The organism is Dyadobacter sp. HNCC25DJ184 (assembly GCF_056895215.1).
In genome coordinates this window covers 99,888-125,289 of the sequence record NZ_JBXHAQ010000009.1, presented here as the reverse complement: position 1 = coordinate 125,289, position 25,402 = coordinate 99,888, and the positions used below count along the sequence as shown (strand labels likewise).

Sequence of the window (25,402 nt, the reverse complement as noted above, 5' to 3'; positions counted from 1 at the left end):
ACTCGTTAACCATGGCCAGCCAAATGAATATAAAGAGATTTGTATACATTCAGTTACTTGCTCTCTTGGATTAAAAGACCTTATATTTCCCGCAAAAACGTTGTCAAATTCAATGGGTCATTGAGTTGCTTTTGTTGTTGAATGAGCCTCGTTTTCAGGTCGTTTAAAATTGCTGCGTTTGCAGTTATACCTGCTATATCAGTCATTTCCAGTGGATCATTTTTGAGGTCAAACAGCAGGATTTTGGAAGCTTTTGGATACACGATCATTTTATATCGGTCGGTCCGGATCATACGTTGGGCGTCCATATAACAACCATATATTTCCGGATAACTGCTCTTTCGCCCTTTATCATAGATATAAGGTAGCAGGCTTTTAAAATATACGTGTTGTGGTTTCTTAATATGCGCAATGTCATATGTAGTAGCCATAACATCTTGCAAATAAACCAGTTGATCCCGCTTCTCTCCTTTCGGAATTTTTGGTCCGGCGATAATCAACGGCGGGCGCATGCTGTGATCGAACATACTTTGCTTGCCCATTAACCCATGCTGACCTAGTCCTAAACCATGATCGGAAGTAAAAATGATATAGGTATTATCAAGCTGACCACTTTTTTTCAGTGCATTAAGGATTCGGCCAACCTGCTCGTCCATATAGGATATGCTGGCGTAATATTCCTGAATGTGTTTTTTCACAGCAAAAGCCGTACGCGGAAACGGAGCCAATTTTTCGTCCCGCAAGTCGGGCCCGCAGCCCATTTCCACTGCATATGGATATTGCTCCAGGAAATTCTCAGGCAAACTGATTTTACCCAACGGATATTGATCAATCCATCGTTTGGGTGCCTGTCTGGGATCATGCGGCGCGTTGAAAGCGAGGTACATTAAAAATGGTTTATCGCTTTTTGAGGCTTCACTTAAATACAATTCTGCATCGTCAGCCAATACTTCATTCCAATGCTTACCACCTTGCCATTGACCTCCCTGTTTTGAATCCCAAGGCTGCCATAAGGTATCCTGAGGCGAAAGAGGACGGTTATATCCTGCCGGATTTTGTTCCGCCATACCAGGCCGTACGTTCCGGACATGGTCAAAAACCTTGTTGACATCAATATTGACATGCCACTTTCCTGAGAAATAAGTTTCATATCCAGCCTGTTTCAAATACTGAGACCAGAACCCGTTCCTTGCCTGAAGTTTAGAAAAATCTTTCTCCTCCTCTTTCACATCCCACACCGACATGCCAGTCATTAACATCGAACGGCTCGCAACACATACCGCTCCATGCCAGGCGCCCATATTAAATGCGTGAGTGAATGAAGTTCCACTCTGAACCAGTTTGTCCAGATTGGGTGTAATAATTTCCGAATTGCCTAACGCATGAATGGTATTATACCGCTGGTCGTCGGTGTATATGAAAAGGAAATTGGGTTTGCGCGCAACGCGATTTTGGAAATTCTCTGGTGCCGTTTTATTGTTGAATGAAATGAGTGAGTAGCATAGTAGAAGGATTGCGAAAATGGTAATGATTTTGGTTTTCATTAGTTTGCCGTCCATTATATCGTTGCTTACTACTTTATATCAATTTCGACCGATGCTGGCCAGATATTCCTCTGCGGTCATCACAGGAATGTGTGACTCTTTAAAGTCTTTTAAATTGCGCGTTATCAGAATATCACAGCATGATTTTACAGCGCAAAAATATTGTAATGCATCCTCGAAATCTCGAAAACTGGCATTTAAACCCTTATCAATGATGGATTCATCCAACTCGGATACCTCCGAGATAACTCTAAATTTCCTTAACTTATCCTGCGCTACCTGAGCATTTTCGTACTTAGTCAGAAAGTAATTTAATGTTGAGTAAGACAGAGCCGAAACTACGATTACAATTTTGCCTTGATCCGCCAAGGTCGCTACTTTGGCAACTGATTCGTAGAAGGGGTCACGGTTTGCTAATAAGTCAAGGACGATATTTGTATCAAAAAACAGTCGGGTTTTCATTTATACTTCTCCTCCAATCGTTCAAAATATTCTGCCTTATAATCGAGATCAGAAGGCATATCCGTTTTGGAAGACATACTCTTCACAAAATCAGAAATTTCAATCGCTGTGCTACCCACGCTTTTTTGCGGATTAATTAAAGATTGCAAGTATGCTTCAATAATACCTGACAAACTTCTGTGCTGAAGTGAGGCATATTGCTTTGCGCCCTCAATAACAGCCTTATCTAGTTTCAAGGTTAGTTTCGTCACCATAACCATCAATTGTTGTACGTACAAATATAATAAATTTGCACGTACAACAATTATTCAAACATTTTTCTGATTATGATTTCTTGCTCATTACAATACCTCATCAAAGCTCATCCGGCCAAGGCACCGCTTTCCCTGTCTTTTTAAACGTGGGCATCTGAGCATTCATATCCTTCAGCTTTTTGGTGAAACCGGCGGCTAATTCCTTTAATTTTTCAGGATTTTTATCCGCTAAATTTTGTTGCTCCGCAATATCCTCTTTCAAATTATAAAGCTCAAGTTTGCCTTCTGCATAGCCATATACCAGTTTCCAATCACCCTTCCGAAATGCACTGGCGTAGTTAATCTTCGGACCCTCAAATGGCACCCATCGATTTGGGTGGTGGAAAACCAATTCGCGTTCCGTCTGCTTGTCCAATTTGTTTTCAAGAACAGAATAGAAACTTCGCCCATCCAGTTTTTGGATCAGTTTGGGTTGTTGTGCTTTCGCAATATCCAGAATAGTCGGAAAGAAATCTTCTACAATTACTGGCTGATCTGTTACCGTCGCAGGCTTCACCTGTCCAGGCCATCTGACGATCATCGGTTCACGGATACCACCTTCATATACCGATCCTTTGCCTGCCTTCAAAGGTAAATTATGAGTACCGGGCTGCCCTCCCCTCGAACGAGGATTTGTCAATCCGCCGTTATCTGACATAAACAAAATAACCGTATTTTTAGCAAGATCATTTTTGTCGAGATAATCCATCACGTCTCCCAAACTCTTATCCATCCCTTCCACCAATGCTGAATATTTGGCTTCGGTGCTATCCAAACCCATTTTTAAATACTTGTCAATGAATCTTTTATCAACATCGAATGGTAAATGCACGGCGTAATGGGCCAGATACAGATAGAAAGGTTTTTTAGACGATCTCGCCACGTCCACAGATTTCAGAGCCTCCGTTGTAATCGCGTCAGAGAGGAAAACTTGGGTACCATGATATGCTTCCAGTCCAGGCACCGCATTACGATTCGGTTTTCCGGCGCGAGGACTATCATAATTCTGCTCTCCAAGATAACTGGCAGGATGGCCTATGTCACTTCCGGCAATATTCACATCAAATCCAACATTTAAGGGATCCGCTCCTGGTCCTCCTTTTGAACCAAAATGCGCCTTTCCACTGTGAATGGTATAGTAACCTGCTTCTTTTAAAATAGCAGGCAATGGCGTTGCGTAATAAGTATGCGCCACATTTGGCGTTGGGCTGAATCCGTTAATATTCCAGTCGACTGGGTTAAAAAGCGAGTCAGGATGGTCGGTGCTTTTTTCAGAATCAGGGCTCGTCCATTGCGTTACGTGCGTTCGCGCCGCGTTAACGCCTGTGAGCAAACTAACCCGGGTCGGTGTGCATATCGGCATGGCGTATGCATTGGTGAACTTCATGCCTTCCCTTGCCAGCCGCTCCATATTCGGCGTATGGAAACGCTTGTTCAGCGGCGTCACCTCTTTCCAAAATGGAACAGAGGTATCCTGCCATCCCATGTCATCTACCAGAAAGACAATGATATTAGGTTTCGGGGGTTCTTTTTTGGCCGACTTTTGCGCGAAAACTATGGAAGAAAAACCTAATAAAAGGAAGAAAATGGATACATGGAATAACGTTCGCTTCATCTTGAAATACTTATTATCAGTGGTGTAAGCCTCTCCTCAATTCGACGCCTTCGCATCGAAAGGAAATATCGCCGAACGGGTATGAGATTGATTCATGCAATTCCCTAGTTCTTTGGCTTTATCAGGAAATTTTGCTGCCAGATTGTCTTTTTCAGCGAGATCTTTTGATAAATCGTACAATTCGACTGGGGTATCGGGATTTCCGGCCGCTTTCAGCCTTACTGCTTTCCATTTGCCCTGCCGAACCGCTTGTCGCCCACCTTGCTCATGGAATTCCCAGTATAGATAATCGTGATTTTTCTGCGTTGCTTTTCCTTTGAGTGTTGGGGCAATCGATATGCCGTCAACCGGTTTGTTTAGTTTTACTCCCGCTAGTTCCGCGAAGGTTGGTAAGAGGTCCCAGAAAGCGCCGATATAGTCATTTTTTTGTCCTGCTTTAACCACTCCCGGCCAGTTGGCAACGAAAGGTTCTCTGATTCCACCTTCATATAAATCTCTTTTTACCCCACGCAAACCGCCTCCGCTATTGAAGAAAACAGGATCAGCTCCGCCTTCAACATGCGGTCCGTTATCGCTCGTGAAAATGATCAATGTGTTTTTATCCAATCCCTGCTCCTTCAGTTTAGCAACCACCTGACCTACGTATGCGTCAAGTCTGGTTACCATGGCTGCAAAAGTTGCGTGTGGATATTCCTGCGAAGCATACCCTCCATCGGTTGCATTTGGTCCGTAATCAGCTCCCTTGTAAGGCTTTTCGGGAAACTTCCCTTTGTAACTTTGCAAGATCTCGTCGTCGGGTGCCTTCAGCTCGGCGTGGGGCAATATGTAAGGTAAAAAAAGAAAAAACGGCTGATCTTTCTTTTGATTGGAAACAAATTTCAATGCCTCTTTCTGAATGATGTCTGGTGCGTATTCCTCTGTCAATTTCAGATTCTGGTTCTTTTCTAGCACAATCTTCCTGTCGTTATCCCAAAGGTGATCCGGGAAATACCGATGCGCCATACTCTGACAGTTATATCCAAAAAACTGGTCAAAACCTTGTTTGACCGGATCCCCTTCTGATGCAACAGGGCCAAGTCCCCATTTCCCGAATGCCCCAGTGTTATAGCCCGCTTTTTTCAGAACCTCGGCAATAGTCAAAACTGAATCAGCGATCGGCTCCTGCCCTTCCGGATCAACACCCTTATTCCCACGGATATAAGTGTGTCCGGTATGCAGACCTGACATGAGGGAAGAACGTGACGGCGCGCACACGCTTGTACCTGCATAAAACTGAGTGAAAATTGTTCCTCCCTTAGCCAATTTGTCAATATTAGGGGTCCGGATCAGTTTCTGGCCATTAAAACCTACATCGCCATAACCAAGATCATCGGCGACAATTAACACAATATTGGGACGTGGGGCTGATTTTTGAGCATTTCCCAAAACGGGAATACACAAGAAGAAGATTATACTCAGACTTTTTACGAAGATTTTATTCACGTTGGTATGGATATCAGGTGTTACTAATATAAAATTTAAACGCGGAGTTTTGAGAGTTTTACGCGGAGTTACGCGGTAAAAATATCAGCGAAACTCCGAGTATACTTTCTTAAACTCGGCGTTTGAGTAACCTATTCAACACGGCCTGGCTCTCGCACATTTTTTCCTTTCACTTTCTCGATATCGTCGCCCAGGTCCTCTCGTGCTGCAGCTGCTATTTTTTTCAGCTCCGTTACAATTTCAGGGTGAAGTTCCTGAACATCATATCTTTCGCCCGGATCGTGGGTCAGATCGTATAGCGCTTGCGGAAACTGATGGTCTTCCGGTGCCGGTCCCGGTTTGCCGTCTCTTCCTGGCAATTGTCCTTCGTAACTTCTGCCAGGATGCGCAAATACAAGCTTCCAGTCATGTTTTCTGACCGCCTCCAAACTATTTTTGCGGTAATAGTACAGGAAAGTTTCGCGTGGGGTTTTAGACTCATCACCTTTCAATAATTCTGTAAATTCAATACCGTCAATTTTTTTATCCGGCAATGGAGCGTCAATTATTTTTGCAATCGTTGGAAGTACGTCAATCGTCGAAAGCAGTTTATTGCAAACCTTTCCGGCAGGAACTACCCCTGGCCAGCGCATGATGCATGGCTCCCGTTGCCCCCCTTCAAACGAAACTCCTTTACCTTCCCGAAACCCGCCACTTGACCCTGCGTGGGTACCGTAATTCAGCCACGGACCGTTATCACTTGTGAAAATAACTAGTGTATTATCGTCTAAACCTTGCTTTTTCAATTCAGCCATTACCTCACCTACTGCCCAGTCAAGCTCCATGATCACATCGCCGAAAATTCCTGCCTGACTTTTGCCCTTGAATCTGGCGGAAGCTGCCAAGGGTACGTGCGGCATAGGCGACGGGATATACAAAAAGAACGGATTCTTCTTGTTTCGTTGGATGAAATCAATGGCTTTTGCCGTGATGGTAGGTGTAAGTTCACTCGCATCGTTCAAATCTTTGATCTGCTTGCCTGGGTTATTTCCTTCGATCCAATATAGATCAGGATAATGCGCTTTGTCCTGCCATGGATGCAATGGCCACATATCGTGGGAATATGGAATTCCATAAAATTCATCAAAACCTTGCTGCAATGGCAAAAAAGCCTGTTTGCTTCCTAAGTGCCATTTTCCGAAAATCCCTGTCTTGTATCCTTTTTTCTTAACTACCTCTGCAATCGTTTCTTCATTCGGATTCAGACCGACTTTTGATTCCGGCCCCAAAGCACCTGACATACTCAACCGATTGGGGTAACAGCCTGTCAGCAGACCAACCCGGGAAGCAGTACAAACGGCTTGCGCCGCCATAAAATTGGTAAAACGCGTTCCCTCTGCCGCCATTTTATCGAGATTCGGAGTTTTGTAACCCATCGCTCCATTCACAGATATGTCACCATATCCCATGTCGTCAATAAAGAAAATAACGATATTGGGCGACTTTGCAGGTTTTGTTTTCGGACGCGCAGCTATGAAAATCGTAAGCGCAAATACGCATAGAATTGGAATAAGAATTCTAAGTTTTTTAAAAAGAGACATAATTAAGAGTTTAGAAGAATTAACCGGGAGGCCAAATTTATACCTTTTTCGCGACCGACCTGAATATGAAAGATGAATATTAAGACATACCAATTGATTGTCCGGGCATTCCACATTTGTTCTCTTCGCCTCATTCCTCCTCGTGTTTTCAATTCAAGACCAAGTAACGAAAAATCTACTTAATATATATATTAACATGGTTGAAATTTTAGCTCCTATTTGAAAGGTTCCATCATGTCTGATTTAAGTGACAGATGGTATTAGCAACTCTGTCTTTGGTATATTGTCCTCTATATTCTACTTTCGGTATTTATAATCATTTTGAAAAAACGCCGGCGAATAGCCGAATTACAAGTTTCAGGCGAAATCTCTCATCAATGGGAAGTGACAAACCGACGTTATTTGGAGTAAAGGAGATTGCCAGAAGGGCAAATGTATCCATCGCAACGGTGGACAGGGTGATCCATAACCGGACCGGCGTTTCTGAAAAAACAAAAAACAAGATCAACGAGATCATTAAAGATCTTGATTATCAACCCAATATACTTGCCAGCCGGCTTGCTTCCCGCAAAATCATTACCCTTGGAATTATGCTTCCGCGCGTTTCCAAAGAAACGACGTTTTGGGAGGCACCTTTAAAGGGAATCCAACGTGCGGAAGCTGAAATCAAGAATTACGGGGTACAGTTTCGTTATTTTTTCTTTGATCTCGACGACCGTTCTTCCTTTGTTAAAGCGGGTGAACAATTATTGAAAAGTGCTGTTAACGGCGCTGTTATGGCTCCATCTTTTGTGGAACAATCGATTCATATTGCCAATGAATGCGAGAAAGCCAAGATCCCTTTTGTGTTTATTGATTCAGATATTCCTGATGTCGGCAAGCTCAGCTATATCGGTCCAAATCTTTACCAAAGTGGATATCTTGGCGCTAAATTGCTCACTTACAGACTAAAAACAACCAATAAGATATTGGTTGTCAATATCTCCAAGGAAGTTGAGAATTATAATTATCTGAAAATTGAGGAAGGCTTCCGCGCGTATTTCAATGATCATCAGATACCAAACGAAGTGGTGAGGATTGATATCAGCGACACGGACTATCTTTCCGTTGCCAGGCATTTGACTTATGTTTTGCATATTCATAAAACCATTGATGCGATTTTTGTGACCAACTCCCGTGTTTCTTCTGTCGCGACTTTTCTGTTCAACAGTCAAAAAACAGATATTCCTTTGGTCGGCTATGATTTTCTGACGGATAATATTGACCATCTAAATGCCGGACACATCGATTTCCTTATTTGTCACAAACCGGAAGACCAGGGATATCGTGGGATTATGCTCCTCTATCAGGCACTCATAGTGGGTGCACCGGTTGAGAAAGTAAATTATATGCCGATTGACATTATCACGAAGGAGAATCAGGCATTTTATCAGAATTAGGAAATAAAGGGGAAGCTTGCTTTGTGAGCTTTTGGCCTTCGGCGTCAAATTTTATACAGGCTATTCCAGGACGGGGTCGAAGACGACAAGTCATCAATTTTAATATTGATAAAGTTTTGCAATCCGAGCCAAAAACTGGTCCAGCAGAATTTATGATTGTGTTGTAAAGAATATCCGAAATTTTAAGCAAACAATTTAATCATTAACTTTCAATTTATATTTTTGTTTGTACATTTACGGGTACGTACCCGAAATTTAATAATCAACTATTCCTAACCGCTTTATTTTCGACCAATGACTTCATTAAGCAGACGTAAATTTGTCAAATCATCTCTCTTGGCTGGTGCTGGAATCGGGCTGGTTGACGCGCAATCATTTGCCAGGTTTTCATTGGATGGGAAGCGCGTTGGTATCATCGGATTGGACACGTCACACAGCGTTGCTTTTGTGAAAGCGTTGAACGCTGAACAACCTGATCCGGTATATGATGGCTATAAAGTCACTGCCGCCTATCCTTATGGCAGCAAGGATATTGAATCAAGCACCAAAAGAATACCGGGATATATTGATGAAGTAAAAAAGGCTGGCGTCGAGATCACAAGTTCCATTCAGGAGCTTTTATCAAAAACCGACGTCATTCTACTGGAAACCAATGACGGTCGTCTGCATCTGGAGCAGGCTTTGGAAGTGTTAAAAGCTGGCAAGCGAGTATTTATAGACAAGCCGGTAGCCGCTTCGCTTTCTGATACGCTTAAGATCTTTAAAGCCGCTGAAAAGTATGGGATACCCATATTCTCGGCCTCGTCGCTTCGCTATATTAAAGGAATCGAGAGTATAGATAAGTCAAAAGTTTTAGGAGCAGATACGTACAGTCCTGCGACTTTGGAAAAGACCCACCCTGATCTTTATTGGTATGGCATTCATGGAGTTGAAACACTATATACCGTTATGGGCACTGGTTGCAAAAGCGTGACAAGAGTGAGCACTCCTGATACCGATATTGTCGTTGGTATATGGGCTGATGGCCGGACGGGAACTTTCAGAGGAACCAGAACCGGAAAACACGATTACGGCGGAACCGTCTTTATGCAGGACGGCAACAAGATACTAGGCCCATATGCTGGCTATGAACCACTCTTGGTGGATATCATTAAATATTTCAAAACAGGAGAAGTGCCGGTAACGCCACAGGAAACGATCGAGATATTCACGTTCATGGAGGCGGCTGATGAGAGCAAACGGAGAGGCGGAAAAAGTGTTGAGTTAGCCCAGGTACTGGCGAAAGCTAAGTGATATTTGGTTTTTGAAACATTAACATGTTGTAAACTACTGATTTTCAATATCAATAAACCTTGGTTCGTGTCCTCACGGGACTTTGCTAGTATCGACAATAGTCTTGTGGCAACACTGGCCAAGGTGAAAGCCACGGTTATAACCTGATTTCTTAGAGTCCCTTGCAGTTTCCCAACTTTAACCTACTCAACCGAATCAAGTGAAAGAACTTAAATACAACCTGTTATCCTGGGCGCGTTCTTTGGGGCCGGGTCTTATTATTGCGGCACTGGTTTTTGGACCGAGCAAGATGACTATCACCTCCCGACTGGGTGCTGATTATGGCTATTCACTGCTCTGGATCGTTGTTTTTGCGATATTCTTTATGACAATCTTTACGGATATGTCCACGAGAATTGGCGAATCAACCCGGATATCTTTGTTGGAAACCATCCGAACGAAATGGGGAAAATCAGCTTCTGTTGCCATGGGAATTGGCGTATTTCTGGTCTGTACTTCATTTCAAGCCGGTAACTGTATAGGCGTCGGAATTGCGCTAGGCGAAATGACTGGCACTCCCCCTGCTCCATGGATCGTTGCCTTTACCCTATTCGGAATCAGCCTGTTATTTCTCAGAAAATTCTATTCGGTACTGGAGAGAACAATGATCATTCTCATCGTTATGATGCTCTTCTCGTTCATCACAACCCTGTTTTACGCAAAACCCGATATTATCGGAATCGCATCAGGACTTGTCCCAACTTTCCCATCCGATTCATTGAAATTGATTATCGCTTTTACTGCGTCCTGCTTTTCGATCGTCGGCGCATTATATCAATCTTATCTCGTGCAGGAGCGGCGGTTACACCAGCGCGATCTACGGAAAGGAAAGAGCGGAACACTGACGGGAATTATTTTACTGGGCGTCATGAGTGCGGTCGTCATCATATGTGCCGCAGCGGTACTACATCCAAAGGGAATAAAGGTCAACTCAGCATCAGATATGGCCAAAGCGCTCGAACCAATTTTTGGAAGCAATGCTACGATGATATTCCTGATCGGATTGTTTGGAGCAGCTTTTTCTTCCTTAATTGGTAACGCAAGTGTCGGCGGAACCCTCCTGGCAGACGCCCTCGGATATGGAAGTCAGTTTAGTTCAAAAACGGTACGATATCTAATTGCTGCGGTGATGGTCGTGGGGGCATTCATAGCCATCCTGTTTGGAAAATTACCGCTGGAGCTGATCATCTTCGCGCAGAGTATCACCATTTTCATTGTCCCTTTCATCGGAACAGCCATGTTCATTGTCGGAAATGACGGGCAGATCATGGGCGAAAATAAAAACTCACCGGTAACCAAGGCATTTGCTTCACTCGGGTTGCTGGTTCTCTTCGGATTGGCTATCAGCAACGTGAAAGAACTATTTTTCAGCTAACAAAATCAGCAGCAAACGATGAGTGATATTCATAATTTGGAGAAACAATATCTGAGTCCCTCGCCAGCTTTAATTGAGGATATAGGCAAAATTGAGGGAGATATACTAATACTTGGCGCAGGCGGAAAAATAGGCCCAAGCATTGCCCGGTTATGTAAACAATCAATCGACTTGGCTGGTATTCGAAAAAGGGTGATTGCTGTTTCCAGGTTCAGCGAAGAAGGTTTATCTGAAGAACTGAATGCGGAAGGAATTGAAACAATATCCGCAAACCTTCTGGATGACAAACAATTAAACGCTCTTCCGGAAATCAAAAACATTTTATATCTGGCAGGAACCAAATTTGGCACATCCGGCAATGAGCCATATACCTGGGCGATGAACACCTACTTACCGGGTCGGGTAGCCGACAAATTCCGTAATTCGCGGATCGTCGTTTATTCCACTGGAAATGTATATCCATTCACACCAATCGGCTCAGGGGGCGCAACCGAAGAAACGCGTCCGGATCCAGTGGGAGAATATGGTCAGTCGTGCCTGGGCCGCGAAAGAATGTTTGAATATTTTTCATCGATACATAACACTCCGTTACTTATTTACCGGCTCAATTACGCCATTGACTTTCGATATGGGGTTTTACTGGAAGTTGCCAAATCAGTGATCAATCAGAAGCCCATCGACCTCACCACCGGATATGCAAATGTAATCTGGCAAGGCGATGCCAATGAAATGGCCGTTCGTTCCCTTTTGCATTGCGAAACTCCGGCCAAAATTCTGAATATCACCGGCCCAGAAACGGTTTCCGTTCAATGGTTGGCGAGGGAGTTTGGAATAATATTCAACACCGAACCAATCTTCACAGGTCAGGAGCAACCAACCGCACTGCTTAGCAACGCCGCAGAGTCGTTCCGGATATTCGGGTATCCGCGAACGACATTGAAGCAGATGATCGATATCACCGCGCGTTGGCTTTTAGCCGGAGGCAAGATCATTAACAAACCCACTCATTTTCAGGAGAGAAAAGGACAGTTTTAGCTAAAGAGAAAAATAAAGGATCAACCACTTGGACATGAAAATGTTAAGTCAGGAAAAAGAAACGCTTTTACAAAATGGAACGGTAATACCAGCTCATCCGCTGGCGCTGGATGCTAACCTCCGTCTGGATGAAGAACGGCAGCGACGTCTTACGCGGTACTATATCGCAAGCGGGGCAGGCGGCCTGGCGATAGGCGTGCACACAACTCAGTTTGAGATACGTGACGCAAAGGTTAATTTGTTTGAAAAGGTATTGCAAATCACTTCAGACGAAATTGAAAAAAATGAGTTGACCAGACCTTTTCTGAAAGTGGCGGGCGTATGTGGAAAGACCGAACAAGCTGTATATGAGGCGAATGTCGCTGTCCAATTTGGCTATGACCTCGGATTGGTTAGCATGGCCGCGTTTGAAACGGAGACAGAATCCGAAATTATCGAGCATATCAAAACAATTGCTGCAATTATCCCGGTATTTGGTTTTTATCTGCAGGCGGCGATTGGCGGGCGGGTTTACAGTTATCATTTTTGGGAGGAATTCGCTGAAATTCAGAATGTAAAAGCAATCAAGATTGCCGCTTTCAACAGATACCAGACTTTGGACGTAGTCCGCGCGGTTTGTCTTTCTTCCCGTCGCGATGAAATTGCGTTATATACCGGAAACGATGATAACATTATTGCCGACCTGATCACGCCATATCGATTCAATGTGAATGGTTTACAAGTTGAAAAGAAGTTTGTGGGTGGGTTATTAGGTCATTGGGCGGTGTGGACCAAAAAAGCTGTCGAACTTTTGGCTGATATTAAATCAATTGACAACGATGCAGATTTAAAAAATTGGTTAGCTACAAATATTGAAGTGACAGATATGAATGCGGCAATTTTTGATCCTGCGCACCAGTTTCATGGCTGCATCACAGGCGTACACGAAGTACTAAGGAGGCAGGGTTTACTGGAGGGGATATGGACTTTAAATCCTTCCGAATCTTTGTCGCCCGGGCAGGCCGAAGAAATCACAAGAGTGACTTTGGCATATCCCCATCTGACCGATGATTTTTTCATCAAGCAACTACTGGAATATGAAGCAAGCCAGTTGAAAACAGTGTAAATTTTACTTTTTTATACGAGGGATAATTTACGTTAAATTGCTGATTGGATTTATAAAATTGACGATATACTCAAGCTATTCCCATACCTGATATTAATATGAAAACATTAAATTCAAAAGAAGACGTTAAGCTGAATTCCCGGCGAGACTTTATGAAAAAGACGCTGGCTGGAACGGCACTGTTTTCGATCGGAGGTATACTTCCGGGCTTTACCCCCAAAAGTTATGCGCGTATCATTGGTGCGAACGAGAAAGTCCTGGTGGGGATGATGGGGGTTAACAGTCGGGGACTGGCTTTGGCGAGCAATTATGCGCTACAGCCTAATTCTCAGGTTATCTCCATTTCCGATGTCGACACAAGAGCTGCAGAGAAGTGTATCAATACCGTGAATGATATTCAGCGACATAAACCTGCGAACATACCAGATTTCCGGAAAGCACTCGAAAACAAGGACATGGACGCGTTGGTCATTGCGGCTCCCGACCACTGGCATGCTCCTGCTGCGATATTAGCTTCTAAAGCTGGCAAACATGTATATCTTGAAAAGCCATGCAGCCATAATCCGCATGAGGGGGAATTGCTGCTTGCCGTTCAGAAAAAGTACAAGAATTATATCCAAATGGGCAACCAGCGCCGTTCATGGCCTAATGTTGCGGCAGGTATTAAAGAAGTACATGACGGAGTAATTGGCCGGCCGTATTTCGTGAAAGGATGGTATACCAATAACCGTGCTTCTATTGGAATTGGAAAAGAAACTGCTGTACCTGAGTGGCTTGACTATGACTTATGGCAGGGACCAGCGCCACGCGAGGCATTTAAAGACAACCTGATACACTATAACTGGCATTGGTTCTGGAACTGGGGAACGGGTGAAGCCTTAAATAACGGAACGCATATGCTCGACCTTATGCGCTGGGGGTTGCAAGTGGAATTTCCGACTCGCGTAACATCAGCGGGTGGAAGATATCGATATAAAGACGACTGGCAAACACCTGATACACAGGTTATTAATTTAGAGTTCAATAACAATACCGCCATGACCTGGGAAGGTCGCAGTTGCAACGGGCGAACCATCGAAGGAACCAGTGTCGGAGTTATTTTTTACGGGGAAAAAGGCTCATTAGCCATTGGTGACGGGAATAATTACAAGATTTATGACCTGGATAATAAAGTGGTTAAAGACGTCACAAACGATTTCGTAATTGATCCCCGAAACAAAATGAACCCGTCGCAAGGATTGGACGCACTGCATATTCAAAACTTTTTTGACGGAATCAAAAAGGGCTCTGCGCTGAATTCTGATATCGTGAGCGGGCATCAAAGCACGTTATTGGCTCAACTCGGAAATATTGCGCTCCGCTCAGGTGGAACATTAGATATTGATCCTTCCAACGGGCATATCAAGAATAATAAAAAGGCAAATAAGCTTTGGTCAAGGGAATATCAGAAGGGTTGGGAACCAACAGTTTAGGTTTTTAATCTGGCGCGCTGGCACCGATTTGCAATCGTGCGGCGAACCATCGGTGCGCAATGGTTAAGCGTTTTCAACGCGAGCATCAAAAAAGCATAAACAATCAACTATCTGATTATTAATAATTTAAAGTTCGTTGAGCGGCCTTCGACCGCAGCGGCGGACCGTAAGCTCAGGCAGAAAAATATTTTGTCTTTTTCAAAAGATAAAATCTTCACGCTGGCTAAAAGCCGAAAAACAAAGTCCATTAAAAATTTAACCCATATCATATGAAAAGTGCCGTCGCTGCCATTCGGGTAGAACAGCTTAGCCAAAGGCAGACCACGATATCGATATTCCTGATCGGACTGATGTTTTTCATTTTCGGGTTCATATCGTGGGTCAATTCCATATTGATTCCCTATTTCAAAATCGCCTGTGAGCTCACCAGCTTCAAAGCCTATCTGGTTGCTTTTGCTTTTTATATTGCCTATTTCGTCATGTCGGTACCTTCGTCTTATTTGTTGAAGGCCGTTGGTTTTAAAAAAGGAATGATGTTCGGATTTTGGGCAATGGCATTAGGTGCATTCATTTTTGTACCGGCTGCGATGACTCGGACCTACGAGATATTCCTTCTCGGACTCTTCACAATCGGAATCGGATTGTCGATATTACAAACTGCAGCAAATCCGTATATCACCATCCTGGGCGCCAAGGAAAGAGCAGCACAGCGGATTAGTATCATGGGCATATGCAACAAGGCAGCGGGTATCCTCTCCCCTATTGTCTTTGCAGCCGTCATTCTTCGTCCAACCGACACAGACCTTTTTGCACAATTAAGCACAATGGACGCCAGCGCGAAAAGCGCCGCACTTGACGAACTGATACGGAGGGTAATCAATCCATATCTCGCACTTGGCAGTTTTTTGTTTATCCTCGGATATCTGGTATATCGCTCTCCACTTCCCGAAATTGATACAGAACATGAGACGGGCGACGTGGCAGTCGCAAACGCGGGCAAAACCAGTATTTTTCAATTCCCACATCTTATATTGGGAGCGTTGGCAATATTCCTTCATGTCGGCACACAGGTTATCGCGATTGATACGATCATCGGATATGCCAATTCCATGAACATTGATTTACTTGAAGCCAAAGTTTTCCCTTCCTATACGCTTTTCTGTACCATATGCGGCTATTTCATTGGAATAGTGGCCATTCCAAAATTCATTAGCCAGGTCAATACCCTAAGAATCTGCACATTACTAGGTTCTATTTTTACTTTACTGATCATTTTCACAAAAGGCCCGGTTACGTTTCTGGGACATAGTACTGATATATCTATATGGTTTGTAGTGTTACTTGGGCTAGCCAACTCCTTGGTTTGGGCGGGTATATGGCCATTAGCGCTTGACAATCTCGGACGGTTTACAAAATTGGGTGCGTCGGTTATGATAATGGGTCTTTGCGGGAACGCGATTATGCCCCTATTTTATGGTCATTTCGCCGATTTGTATGATGTTCGGCAGGCATATTGGGTGTTATTCCCATGCTATCTATACCTTGTTTTTTACGCGTTTTATGGTCACAAGCTTCGTCGCTGGTGATCTAAAATCAATTCTTTTTTACTTCATATAAATATTTCAAGATGATGGAAAATGACTCATTCAGCCTGACCGGGCGACGGGATTTTATAAAAAGTTCCTCGCTGGCGCTTGGTGGAGCTATTGTTGGAAATTCCGGTAAGCTTCCATTTATCAATAATTCCAACGATGATATCATCAAAATCGCCCTTGTCGGCTGTGGAAAGCGGGGTGCGGGTGCGGCAGCTCAGGCATTAACCGCGGGGTCGAATATCCGACTGGTTGCCTTGGCCGATGTATTCCGGGATCAACTGGATGAGACGTTTTCGCATCTATCAAAAATTCCGAAACTGAAAGGGCAAATTGACGTCCCCGAAAGCCGGAAGTTTGTCGGATTTGATGCATATCAAAAAGCAATCGAATTGGCTGATGTTGTGCTACTGGCCACGCCAGCGCCATTTCGCCCCGATCATTTTGAAGCCGCCATTAACGCATCCAAGCATGTGTTTATGGAAAAACCGCTGGCTTCCGACGCGCCGGGAATCCGTAAGATTCTGGCGACAGGAGAACTGGCAAAAAAGAAAAATTTGTCGGTTGTCGTTGGACTTCAAAATAGATATGATCCCACTTATCAGGAATTTGTGAATTTGATTCACGACGGTGCGATTGGCGATGTCCTTTCCGCCACTTGCTATTATATGATCGGCAATATCAATCTGGTCCCCAGAAAACCTGGTTGGACCGAAATGGAATACCAGGTTCGTAACTGGCGGTATTTCAATTGGTTATGGGCGGGTTCGCCAGCCGGACTGCAGATACATAATGACGATGTAATCAATTGGATCAAAAAGTCTTATCCTGTAAAAGCCCAGGGAGTCGGCGGTCGTTCCGCATTTAAAGGCCCAGACAACGGCGATGTATATGACCATTTTTACGTTGAATACGAATATGCAGATGGCTGTAAATTGCATAGCGAGATCCGCCACATAGATGGTACAATGAAGAAAAATGGCTTTACCGTTTTGGGAACAAAAGGCTCCGGCGATCTGACTTCCGGATTGAAAGAACATGGTGGCAAACAAATTTGGAAGAAGGCAGACCGGATAATCCACAATCCTTATCAGATCGAACACGACAAACTATTCGAAAGTATCCTGAATAAAAAGCCGATTAACGACACCGAGTGGGGTGCCAAAAGTACCATGACCAGCATTATGGGCCGAATGGCAGCACATTCGGGATTGGATATTGAATGGGAAAGTGCGCTTCGATCGGAAACGAGCATTGTCCCAAAAGTACTGGCGTGGGACGCAAACCCGCCTGTAATGCCAGACCAAAATGGAAATTATCCGGTTCCCGTGGCTGGAATTGCTACTGTCTAAACCAGGAAGAATGAGAATTAAAATAACAAACGGGAAAATATTGACCCCTAATCGGTTGATCGAAAATGGATGCGTAGTCATTCACGACGGGATAATCGAAGGGGTGCATATAACCGACATTGACATTCCAGATGCTGAGACAATTGACGCTAAAGGATTGTATATCGCACCAGGTTTTATTGACCTGCATGTCCATGGCGGCGGCGGTTCCGACTTTATGGATGGAACGGTCGCAGCGTTTCATAAGATCGCCGAAACCCATGCCAGATATGGTACGACATCGATGGTGCCGACAACATTGACCAGCGAAAAGGACGACTTGCTTAAAACGCTGGATATATATGAGGCCGCTCACAAGAGCAACCATAATGGGGCTCAGTTTTTAGGTATGCACCTGGAAGGCCCCTATTTTGCACTTAGTCAGCGGGGTGCGCAGGATCCTAGGTATATCCGGAATCCGGATCCGGCGGAATATGAAGAGATATTGGCTTATTCCAATTCTATTGTCAGATGGAGCGCCGCGCCTGAACTTCCGGGAGCTATTGAATTCGGTCAGCGGTTACGTCAAAAAGGCATTCTGGCGGCCGTAGCCCATACCGATGCCATATATGAGGAAGTGCTTGAAGCATATGATAACGGATATTCGCTCGCCACACATTTGTACTCTGCCATGTCGGGAGTCACCAGAAAAAATGCCTTCCGCTATGCAGGCACTATCGAAGCAGCCTATCTGCTGGATATGGACGTGGAAATCATTGCCGACGGCGTTCACTTGCCTGCCCCGCTTCTCAAATTGGTATTCAAAATAAAAGGATCGGATAAAACCGCATTGATCACCGACGCCATGAGAGCCGCCGGAATGCCCGAAGGAGAAAGCGTTCTGGGGCCATTGGATACCGGGTTAAAAGTCATCATAGAAGACGGCGTTGCCAAATTACCGGATCGTACTTCATTTGCCGGAAGTGTTTCAACCACAGATCGGTTGGTGAGGAATATGGTGCAAATGGCGGAGGTAAGTTTATCAGAAGCTGTCAAAATGATGACCATGACTCCAGCCAGAATCATGAGCATTGATCACAAAAAGGGATCAATCGCAAAAGGCAAAGACGCTGATATTGTGATTTTTAATGAAAATATCGATATCGCCTTGACAATGGTGAATGGCAGAACTATATATCAAAAACAACCGGCTCGTCTTGCTAAAAACTAATACTAAATCGCTAAAAACTATATCAATGGACACACTCTATCAGGAACTTTTGGTAGATCGGCTTCAGGTCAGAATTTTCGAAAATCGGTTGCAGCTGGGCATCAACGCTGCGAAAATGGTGGCAAACAAAATCCGCCAACTTCAGAAAACACAGCAATTTGTGAATATCGTATTCGCGTCAGCACCGTCGCAGAACGAATTTCTGGAAGCACTTCTTCTTGAAAAAGATATCAATTGGCATCAGATCAATGCTTTTCATATGGATGAATATATCGATCTGCCTGGTGATGCACCCCAGAGTTTCGGCTATTTCCTGAAAGTGCGCTTGTTTGATATGGTTCCGGTGAATTCCGTTTTCTACCTGAATGGCAACGCTACCGATGCAAACCTTGAATGTATTTATTATTCCCAATTGCTGAAAGACTACCCGACTGATATCCTTTGTCTGGGAATTGGTGAGAATTGTCACCTTGCTTTTAATGATCCTCATGTTGCTTTTTTCGATGATCCAGAAGTTGTGAAAGTCGTTGAGCTCGACCAGGAATGTCGGCAACAGCAGGTCAACGACGGTTGTTTTTCCAGTATCACGGAAGTTCCGACTAATGCGCTGACGATCACCATTCCTGCATTATTTAGGGCCAGATATGCATATGCCATGGTTCCGGGCGTAAACAAGGCGACCGCGATCAAACATACGCTTGAGGACGATATTCAGGAGCTATATCCGTCGACCATATTGAGGAAGCACCCGTCGGCAATTCTATTCATTGACAAAAACAGTGCAGGTAAGTTGACATAAACTTCGTCTTATATGCAGATCGGAAGTTTAGTCGGTTTTGTAATGATCGATTCTTGACGATCTTCGCACAGAATTCCTAACTTTCATACTAAATACGAAGTAAACTAAACCTATAAAATGAAGGCAAAACTTTTAACTGTTGCTTTGGGCGGCATACTTACGTTGAATCAGGGATGTAACACCACAAAAGAAACAACTCAAAGTTCATCAAAACCATTGAGTCTTATTGTAGTTGAACCGGGCCATTTCCATGCTGCTTTGGTTCAAAAATCGATGTATCCGGATGTTGATTCCGTGGTACATGTATATGCTTCCGAAGGCCCTGATGTAAAGGCATATCTGGACAAAATCGAAAAATACAATACCCGTCCCGAAGACCCGACAAAATGGTCAGAGGCGGTATATACCGGTTCGGATTTCTTTGACAAAATGATTTCGGAGAAAAAAGGAAACGTGGTTGTATTGGCTGGAAACAATCAAAAAAAGACCGACTATATAAAAAAATCGGTAGATGCCGGACTGAACGTGTTGGCCGACAAGCCGATGACAATCACTGAAGCCGGATTTGATGAACTCAAAGCTGCTTTTGCAAGTGCCGAGAAAAACAAAGTGCTGCTTTATGATATAATGACTGAGCGATATGAGATCACCAATACCTTGCAGCGCGAGCTGGCTTCGCTTCCGGGCGTGTTCGGTGAAATCACAAAAGGAACTCCGGAAAACCCTGCGGTTGTGAAAGAGAGCGTTCACCATTTCTTCAAGTATATCTCCGGCGAACCGCTAATACGGCCGACCTGGTTTTTTGATACCGACCAACAAGGTGAAGGAATTGTTGATGTAACTACCCACTTGGTGGATCTTGTTCAATGGAGCTGCCTGCCAAACGTTACACTTGACTATCAGAAGGATATAGAATTGCTGAGCGCAAAACGAATTGCAACGCAAATAACCCCTTCCCAATTCAAGCTTGTGACCAAAAGCGAAACTTTTCCGGACTTCCTCAAAAAGGATGTAAAGGATACTGTTTTGAATGTATATGCCAATGGCGCGATCAACTATAAGGTAAAAGGAATTAACGCCCGTGTCGCTGTCTACTGGAATTTCCAGGCACCGGAAGGAACCGGCGATACGCATTATTCAATCATGAAAGGCACAAAAGCCAGTTTGGTGGTACGTCAGGGCAAAGAGCAGAATTTCAAACCAGTGCTGTATATTGAGTCAAACGAAAGTGGCAAGGCATACGAAGATGCTGTAGCTGCAGAATTCAAATCGGTGCAGGACAAATTCCCGGGGATTGAATTGAAGAAAAATGACAAAGGATGGGAAGTAGTGATCCCGGCGAAATATGATACCGGCCATGAGTCGCATTTTGCGCAGGTTGCCAATAAATACATGGAATACCTGAAAGCCGGGAAACTGCCGGAATGGGAGGTTCCCAATATGATTTCAAAATACTATCTAACTACGTCGGCGTTAAAGCTTGCGAAGTCGGGCAAGTAAAAAGAACACTTTCACCAAAAAAGCGGAAGCCTTGGGATAACCTCTCGAGGCTTCCGCTTTTTTGTCTCTATTGGCATATCAATGCTGTTTGCAAATAGCTTCGATAGTCTTATTCATGACCCAAACACGACAGCCAAAATAATCGTATTTCAAAAAATTCCAGTCACTGAAAATAACTCATGGCAAGCTATTTATTGTTGCCGGATTGGAAAGTTTGGCACAAACCATTTCAATAACGGGTAACACCTGGACGGTGGCTTCTCCGACAACACCGGTCACGCTGTCTGGGAAAAACTATGAAGCAAACGAAACCAGTCCTGCTAGTCAGACCTTGATAAGTATGACCGGTATTGTTCTAACCGTCGTGAGCGTTAGGCAAATTGTCGGCGCAAACTGGGATTCAACACTGGAGATATGGGTAAAACGAACCGGAAATGGGGCAGGTTTAACCATTCCACTTGGAGGCGAGAATTTCCAGAAGGTCACGACGACCAACACCTTTTTTTCTCAGTGCTGCTCACCATTTTAACGGCTTCAAAAAGCGGAATTCCGGTTCAATACGAAATTCGTGGCCTGAGTGTTCTGTTGCCGGTGAAGACATACACCACAACAATTCAATATACAGATTCAGGACTATGACGCTCGAGATATAACACGAAAAAAGCCCCGAAAATCTGAATTTCCAGGGCTTAATATATATTGAATAACTTCAGTCTATCTTAAATCAACTACCTCTACACCCGGATATTGTTTTGAATTGAAAATGAAGTCTTTGTCTGCAACAGCTACATTCGGTTGAAATAACTGAACTTCATAATTCACTTTCTGACCATTTTTCTGGAAAATTTTCCAGCCTTTGATCGACTTATCTACCTTGCTGATCCAAAGCTGAACTTTCGCAACCTGGCTATTTTTGTTCGTCGAAGTTAATTCAACAACATCAACAACCGTGTCACCCTGCTTCTTTTCCTGTACGAAAGCGTGCTTAAACCCCTTTTTGTAGGCAGTATAAATTTTTGTCGGATCCAGATCCCCTGCCGAAGCAGGATCGAAATCCTGAAGGTTCACTTCGTTGGTTTCCTTGATATAAGTAGCCATCAGTTTACCATCATTGTATATCTCCTGACCAGCCATTTTAAGCTTGTATTTAGAGCCTTTTACAGTCACATCACCTTTCATCGACTGTCCGCCGTCGGGTGTGTAGGTAAACAATGCCTTGAATGATTTCATGTTTTGATATTTGTTGCTCATCGCATCTAATATCGCTGTCGATTTTTTGTCACCCTGACTAAAAACCGGCTGAAAAAGTGCCATCGATAACGTTGCACTTAATAATACCGCTTTCGTCATTTTCAAAATACGCATAATTGGTTGTTTAAATAAATTATCACTTTTGTATTCCTTACCATTACATTTTCAATGGCCACTTCTTTCTTTGCTACAAAGTCTCTGAGAAACAAAATTAAAATTCTGGTTTACAGACGTCATGTTACTTGGGTCCTCTCTTCTCAAAACCTTTGACTTCTAAGGTAGCCCAAAGATTAAACGCCTTAGGAAAATACTTATTATTTTAAATATAATATCAATAACCATACCACTGAGTGACAAGGCCTTACAATATCCACATTAAATTTTAGCTGATACCCATTACGCGCAGGTGTTCTTCCAGTCCGCTTAGGTCATGAAACATAACATCCCTGGCTTTACTTCCTGTAAATGGCCCGACAACTCCAAGCACTTCGAGTTGGTCCATGATCCTTCCTGCGCGGTTATATCCGAGCTTCATTTTTCGCTGGATTAGCGACGTGCTTCCCTGTTGATGTGTTACGATAAGCCTCGCCGCATCTGGTAACAAATTATCAAAATCGTCCGGATTCAATTCTCCTTTCGCCTCCGACCCTTCTTCTCCCTCATACTCCGGCAACGCATATGCTTCGTCATATCCCCGTTGAGACCCGATATAATCGCAGACATCCTCAATTTCTCTGGTATCAATAAAAGGACATTGCAAACGAATCACTTCCGAGTTGATCGCCAACAACATATCTCCCTGACCTACAAGCTGTTCCGCGCCACCCATATCCAAAATAGTTCGGGAATCTATGCTGGAAGTAACACGGAAAGACAGACGGGCCGGGAAGTTGGCTTTGATCAAACCAGTGATAACTTTCACAGACGGACGCTGAGTTGCTACAACCAAATGTATCCCAACGGCTCGCGCGAGCTGTGCTAAACGCGCGATCGGCGTTTCTACCTCTTTGCCCGCCGTCATCATCAAATCGGCCAACTCATCTATTACCAATACAATATATGGGAGGAATCTGTGGCCTTTTTCCGGATTCAGTTTTCGTTGTGCAAATTTCGCATTGTATTCTTTCAGGTTCCTGACAGCCGCTTCTTTCAGCAGGTCATATCTCGAATCCATTTCAATACACAATGAATTCAGCGTGAAAATTACCTTTTTTGTGTCCGTTATAATGGCTTCTTCCGCATTGGGAAGTTTGGCTAAAAAGTGCCTTTCCAGCTTATTAAAAAGGGTAAGCTCCACTTTTTTTGGATCCACCAACACAAATTTCAGTTCAGCCGGGTGTTTCTTATAAATCAGCGAAGCCAGAATTACGTTCAAGCCAACCGACTTACCCTGGCCGGTTGCTCCTGCCATCAAAAGGTGAGGCATTTTGGCAAGATCTGCAATATGGATTTCGTTTGAAATGGTCTTACCTAATATCACAGGTAAGTCATAGGTCGACTTCTGAAAACGCTCATTGGACAAAACCGAACGAATAAATACTGTTTCGCGGTTTTTATTTGGCACTTCTATACCGATCGTTCCACGGCCTGGCATTGGTGCAATGATACGAATACCTAAAGCAGCCAAACTTAGCGCGATATCCCCCTCCAGATTCTTGATTTTGGATATCCTCACACCCGCTTCCGGGATAATTTCATATAAAGTTACCGTCGGCCCGATGGTCGCTTTTATTTTTGAAATATTGATTCCATAACTGCCGAGCGTATCAACGATCCGGATCTTGTTGCTTTCCAGCTCTTCCTGCGTCACTTTCTCCTGACTATCCACCGCATCGCTTAGCAAACCCATGTGCGGGAATTGATACGAAGGCAGGTCGAGGGTTGGGTCATATTGCCCGAATTCGCGTAAAATTGAGGCATTTACGTCTTCATCATCCTGCTCAACCACTTCGCTTTTCACAACCGGAGCATATTCAACCTCGAGTTCAAGATCGCCTTCCACCGGTGGAGCCAAGACTGATTTTGCGATCGGCGCGTCCATAAATCCATCGTCAGAAACAGGTTCTATGATCGTTAGGGCTGGTCTGACAGGCTCAACAACCGGAGCTACAATTTCAGCAATTACAGGAACCTCCTCCGATTCCGGCAATATTTCTTCATCGTCATATGTATCATTTATAACAGAAGGTAAAGATGGTGCTTCGGTAATAGGATCTATCTCAACAGGAGTTTCTTTCTCTTCTTCCGCTACCGGAATATTGTTGTCACTTCGGGCATTTTTGGCCTGCCAGTTGTCGAGAATATCGCGTGCATCATAAAAGTAGACTGCAAACAAAAACAGACAAAAAATGACCGGAATCACACTCGCCCATTTAAGCCAATCAAAAAGCATCACGTTAATTGAGTAGCCAATCCCTCCAGAAACAAAACTGAGATTATTCTCGGTATTGCTCATCAGGACGATATATCCCATCAACATGCTGACCCAAAGTGTATAGAAAATAATCTCCTTTGTGGTTTTGGTCAGAGGCAGCAATTCTTTGCCCAATGTAATTTTCCAGCCGGAGATAAAAGGAATGATCGGAATTAAAAGTGCACCAACTCCAAACCAGCGGTAAATGAATATCTGCGAAAAAGTAGCTCCAAGCACACCAAAAGCATTTCTCGTTTGGCGGCCAGCGTCTCTGATCGATTGTTGGCCAAAATTGTCAACCACGCTTTGATCGGATATGCCGGTGATGATGTAGGATACAAATGAAATTTCGAGAAAAATGCCCAGGATTATAAAAAATATCCCCCAGGCCAAGGTACTCTTCGGGCTTGAAAAAACATTGCTCCAGTTCAGCGCGAACGGATTTGATTTTTTCACCGACTCCTCTTCCTTTAGACGTGAGTTACTCCCTCTTGGCTTATTTACAGACATTTACAACGATTCATTTTTTTAATATGTTGAAGAGGGAAATA

General features: G+C 43.9%; 20 protein-coding genes. 12 read left to right on the top strand and 8 right to left on the bottom strand.

The annotated features are described in order from the left end of the window. Positions 1–80 precede the first annotated feature (80 nt). The 6 genes from AC1XUD_RS15190 to AC1XUD_RS15165 all read right to left on the bottom strand — a co-directional run bounded on the left by AC1XUD_RS15190 (position 81) and on the right by AC1XUD_RS15165 (position 6,976). Positions 81–1,544 (bottom strand): sulfatase family protein, encoded by a 1,464-nt coding sequence (locus AC1XUD_RS15190; protein ID WP_483361874.1) that lies wholly within the window; start codon positions 1,542–1,544, stop codon positions 81–83. A 39-nt stretch (positions 1,545–1,583) separates the two neighbouring features. After that, positions 1,584–2,006, bottom strand: coding sequence for a type II toxin-antitoxin system VapC family toxin (locus AC1XUD_RS15185; RefSeq protein WP_483361873.1), 423 nt, complete (start codon positions 2,004–2,006; stop codon positions 1,584–1,586). Further along, entirely contained in the window at positions 2,003–2,260 is a 258-nt protein-coding gene (locus AC1XUD_RS15180; RefSeq protein WP_483361872.1) for a DUF6364 family protein, read from the bottom strand. The genes AC1XUD_RS15185 and AC1XUD_RS15180 overlap by 4 nt, the downstream gene beginning before the upstream one ends. Positions 2,261–2,360: 100 nt before the next feature. Then, positions 2,361–3,914, bottom strand: a complete 1,554-nt coding sequence (locus AC1XUD_RS15175) for a sulfatase (protein ID WP_483361871.1) — start codon at positions 3,912–3,914, stop codon at positions 2,361–2,363. Positions 3,915–3,950: 36 nt separating this feature from the next. Then, entirely contained in the window at positions 3,951–5,387 is a 1,437-nt protein-coding gene (locus AC1XUD_RS15170; protein ID WP_483361976.1) for an arylsulfatase, read from the bottom strand. Positions 5,388–5,527: 140 nt separating this feature from the next. Continuing rightward, positions 5,528–6,976, bottom strand: a complete 1,449-nt coding sequence (locus AC1XUD_RS15165) for a sulfatase family protein (RefSeq protein WP_483361870.1) — start codon at positions 6,974–6,976, stop codon at positions 5,528–5,530. 377 nt (positions 6,977–7,353) lie between these two features. Between AC1XUD_RS15165 and AC1XUD_RS15160 the strand changes: the two genes are divergently transcribed. From AC1XUD_RS15160 to AC1XUD_RS15105, 12 genes are all read left to right on the top strand, one after another. Next, positions 7,354–8,415 carry a LacI family DNA-binding transcriptional regulator gene (locus AC1XUD_RS15160; RefSeq protein ID WP_483361869.1) on the top strand — a complete coding sequence of 354 codons (1,062 nt, stop codon included), beginning with the start codon at positions 7,354–7,356 and terminating at the stop codon, positions 8,413–8,415. 294 nt (positions 8,416–8,709) lie between these two features. After that, entirely contained in the window at positions 8,710–9,708 is a 999-nt protein-coding gene (locus AC1XUD_RS15155; protein WP_483361868.1) for a Gfo/Idh/MocA family protein, read from the top strand. Between the two features lie 199 nt (positions 9,709–9,907). Next, positions 9,908–11,122, top strand: coding sequence for an Nramp family divalent metal transporter (locus tag AC1XUD_RS15150; protein WP_483361867.1), 1,215 nt, complete (start codon positions 9,908–9,910; stop codon positions 11,120–11,122). Between the two features lie 18 nt (positions 11,123–11,140). Next, entirely contained in the window at positions 11,141–12,157 is a 1,017-nt protein-coding gene (locus AC1XUD_RS15145; RefSeq protein WP_483361866.1) for an NAD-dependent epimerase/dehydratase family protein, read from the top strand. Between the two features lie 34 nt (positions 12,158–12,191). Beyond that, positions 12,192–13,262 (top strand): dihydrodipicolinate synthase family protein, encoded by a 1,071-nt coding sequence (locus tag AC1XUD_RS15140; RefSeq protein WP_483361865.1) that lies wholly within the window; start codon positions 12,192–12,194, stop codon positions 13,260–13,262. A gap of 98 nt (positions 13,263–13,360) precedes the next feature. Continuing rightward, entirely contained in the window at positions 13,361–14,734 is a 1,374-nt protein-coding gene (locus AC1XUD_RS15135; RefSeq protein WP_483361864.1) for a Gfo/Idh/MocA family protein, read from the top strand. A gap of 269 nt (positions 14,735–15,003) precedes the next feature. After that, positions 15,004–16,320: a sugar MFS transporter gene (locus AC1XUD_RS15130; protein ID WP_483361863.1), complete on the top strand. Its 1,317-nt coding sequence runs from the start codon at positions 15,004–15,006 to the stop codon at positions 16,318–16,320. 41 nt (positions 16,321–16,361) lie between these two features. Beyond that, a complete protein-coding gene (locus AC1XUD_RS15125) occupies positions 16,362–17,678 on the top strand; it encodes a Gfo/Idh/MocA family protein (protein ID WP_483361862.1) in 1,317 nt (438 codons plus the stop codon). Between the two features lie 10 nt (positions 17,679–17,688). After that, positions 17,689–18,888: an N-acetylglucosamine-6-phosphate deacetylase gene (gene nagA, locus AC1XUD_RS15120; RefSeq protein WP_483361861.1), complete on the top strand. Its 1,200-nt coding sequence runs from the start codon at positions 17,689–17,691 to the stop codon at positions 18,886–18,888. Positions 18,889–18,913: 25 nt separating this feature from the next. Then, positions 18,914–19,687, top strand: coding sequence for a glucosamine-6-phosphate deaminase (locus AC1XUD_RS15115; RefSeq protein ID WP_483361860.1), 774 nt, complete (start codon positions 18,914–18,916; stop codon positions 19,685–19,687). A 117-nt stretch (positions 19,688–19,804) separates the two neighbouring features. After that, positions 19,805–21,187 (top strand): putative oxidoreductase C-terminal domain-containing protein, encoded by a 1,383-nt coding sequence (locus tag AC1XUD_RS15110; RefSeq protein WP_483361859.1) that lies wholly within the window; start codon positions 19,805–19,807, stop codon positions 21,185–21,187. Positions 21,188–21,392: 205 nt separating this feature from the next. Next, positions 21,393–21,716: a hypothetical protein gene (locus AC1XUD_RS15105; RefSeq protein WP_483361858.1), complete on the top strand. Its 324-nt coding sequence runs from the start codon at positions 21,393–21,395 to the stop codon at positions 21,714–21,716. Between the two features lie 185 nt (positions 21,717–21,901). On the opposite strand, the gene lolA1 is transcribed toward AC1XUD_RS15105, so the two are convergent. Both lolA1 and AC1XUD_RS15095 read right to left on the bottom strand, forming a co-directional pair. Continuing rightward, entirely contained in the window at positions 21,902–22,552 is a 651-nt protein-coding gene (lolA1, locus tag AC1XUD_RS15100) for an outer membrane lipoprotein periplasmic chaperone LolA1 (RefSeq protein WP_483361857.1), read from the bottom strand. Between the two features lie 268 nt (positions 22,553–22,820). After that, positions 22,821–25,361 carry an FtsK/SpoIIIE family DNA translocase gene (locus AC1XUD_RS15095; protein WP_483361856.1) on the bottom strand — a complete coding sequence of 847 codons (2,541 nt, stop codon included), beginning with the start codon at positions 25,359–25,361 and terminating at the stop codon, positions 22,821–22,823. Positions 25,362–25,402 lie beyond the last annotated feature (41 nt).

Bases quoted from the DNA above. Each gene is read 5' to 3' on its own strand.
- AC1XUD_RS15190 (WP_483361874.1), bottom strand. From the start codon at position 1,544: ATGAAAACCAAAATCATTACCATTTTCGCAATCCTTCTACTATGCTAC.
- AC1XUD_RS15185 (WP_483361873.1), bottom strand. From the start codon at position 2,006: ATGAAAACCCGACTGTTTTTTGATACAAATATCGTCCTTGACTTATTA.
- AC1XUD_RS15180 (WP_483361872.1), bottom strand. From the start codon at position 2,260: ATGGTGACGAAACTAACCTTGAAACTAGATAAGGCTGTTATTGAGGGC.
- AC1XUD_RS15175 (WP_483361871.1), bottom strand. From the start codon at position 3,914: ATGAAGCGAACGTTATTCCATGTATCCATTTTCTTCCTTTTATTAGGT.
- AC1XUD_RS15165 (WP_483361870.1), bottom strand. From the start codon at position 6,976: ATGTCTCTTTTTAAAAAACTTAGAATTCTTATTCCAATTCTATGCGTA.
- AC1XUD_RS15160 (WP_483361869.1), top strand. From the start codon at position 7,354: ATGGGAAGTGACAAACCGACGTTATTTGGAGTAAAGGAGATTGCCAGA.
- AC1XUD_RS15155 (WP_483361868.1), top strand. From the start codon at position 8,710: ATGACTTCATTAAGCAGACGTAAATTTGTCAAATCATCTCTCTTGGCT.
- AC1XUD_RS15145 (WP_483361866.1), top strand. From the start codon at position 11,141: ATGAGTGATATTCATAATTTGGAGAAACAATATCTGAGTCCCTCGCCA.
- AC1XUD_RS15140 (WP_483361865.1), top strand. From the start codon at position 12,192: ATGAAAATGTTAAGTCAGGAAAAAGAAACGCTTTTACAAAATGGAACG.
- AC1XUD_RS15135 (WP_483361864.1), top strand. From the start codon at position 13,361: ATGAAAACATTAAATTCAAAAGAAGACGTTAAGCTGAATTCCCGGCGA.
- AC1XUD_RS15130 (WP_483361863.1), top strand. From the start codon at position 15,004: ATGAAAAGTGCCGTCGCTGCCATTCGGGTAGAACAGCTTAGCCAAAGG.
- AC1XUD_RS15125 (WP_483361862.1), top strand. From the start codon at position 16,362: ATGATGGAAAATGACTCATTCAGCCTGACCGGGCGACGGGATTTTATA.
- nagA (WP_483361861.1), top strand. From the start codon at position 17,689: ATGAGAATTAAAATAACAAACGGGAAAATATTGACCCCTAATCGGTTG.
- AC1XUD_RS15115 (WP_483361860.1), top strand. From the start codon at position 18,914: ATGGACACACTCTATCAGGAACTTTTGGTAGATCGGCTTCAGGTCAGA.
- AC1XUD_RS15110 (WP_483361859.1), top strand. From the start codon at position 19,805: ATGAAGGCAAAACTTTTAACTGTTGCTTTGGGCGGCATACTTACGTTG.
- lolA1 (WP_483361857.1), bottom strand. From the start codon at position 22,552: ATGCGTATTTTGAAAATGACGAAAGCGGTATTATTAAGTGCAACGTTA.
- AC1XUD_RS15095 (WP_483361856.1), bottom strand. From the start codon at position 25,361: ATGTCTGTAAATAAGCCAAGAGGGAGTAACTCACGTCTAAAGGAAGAG.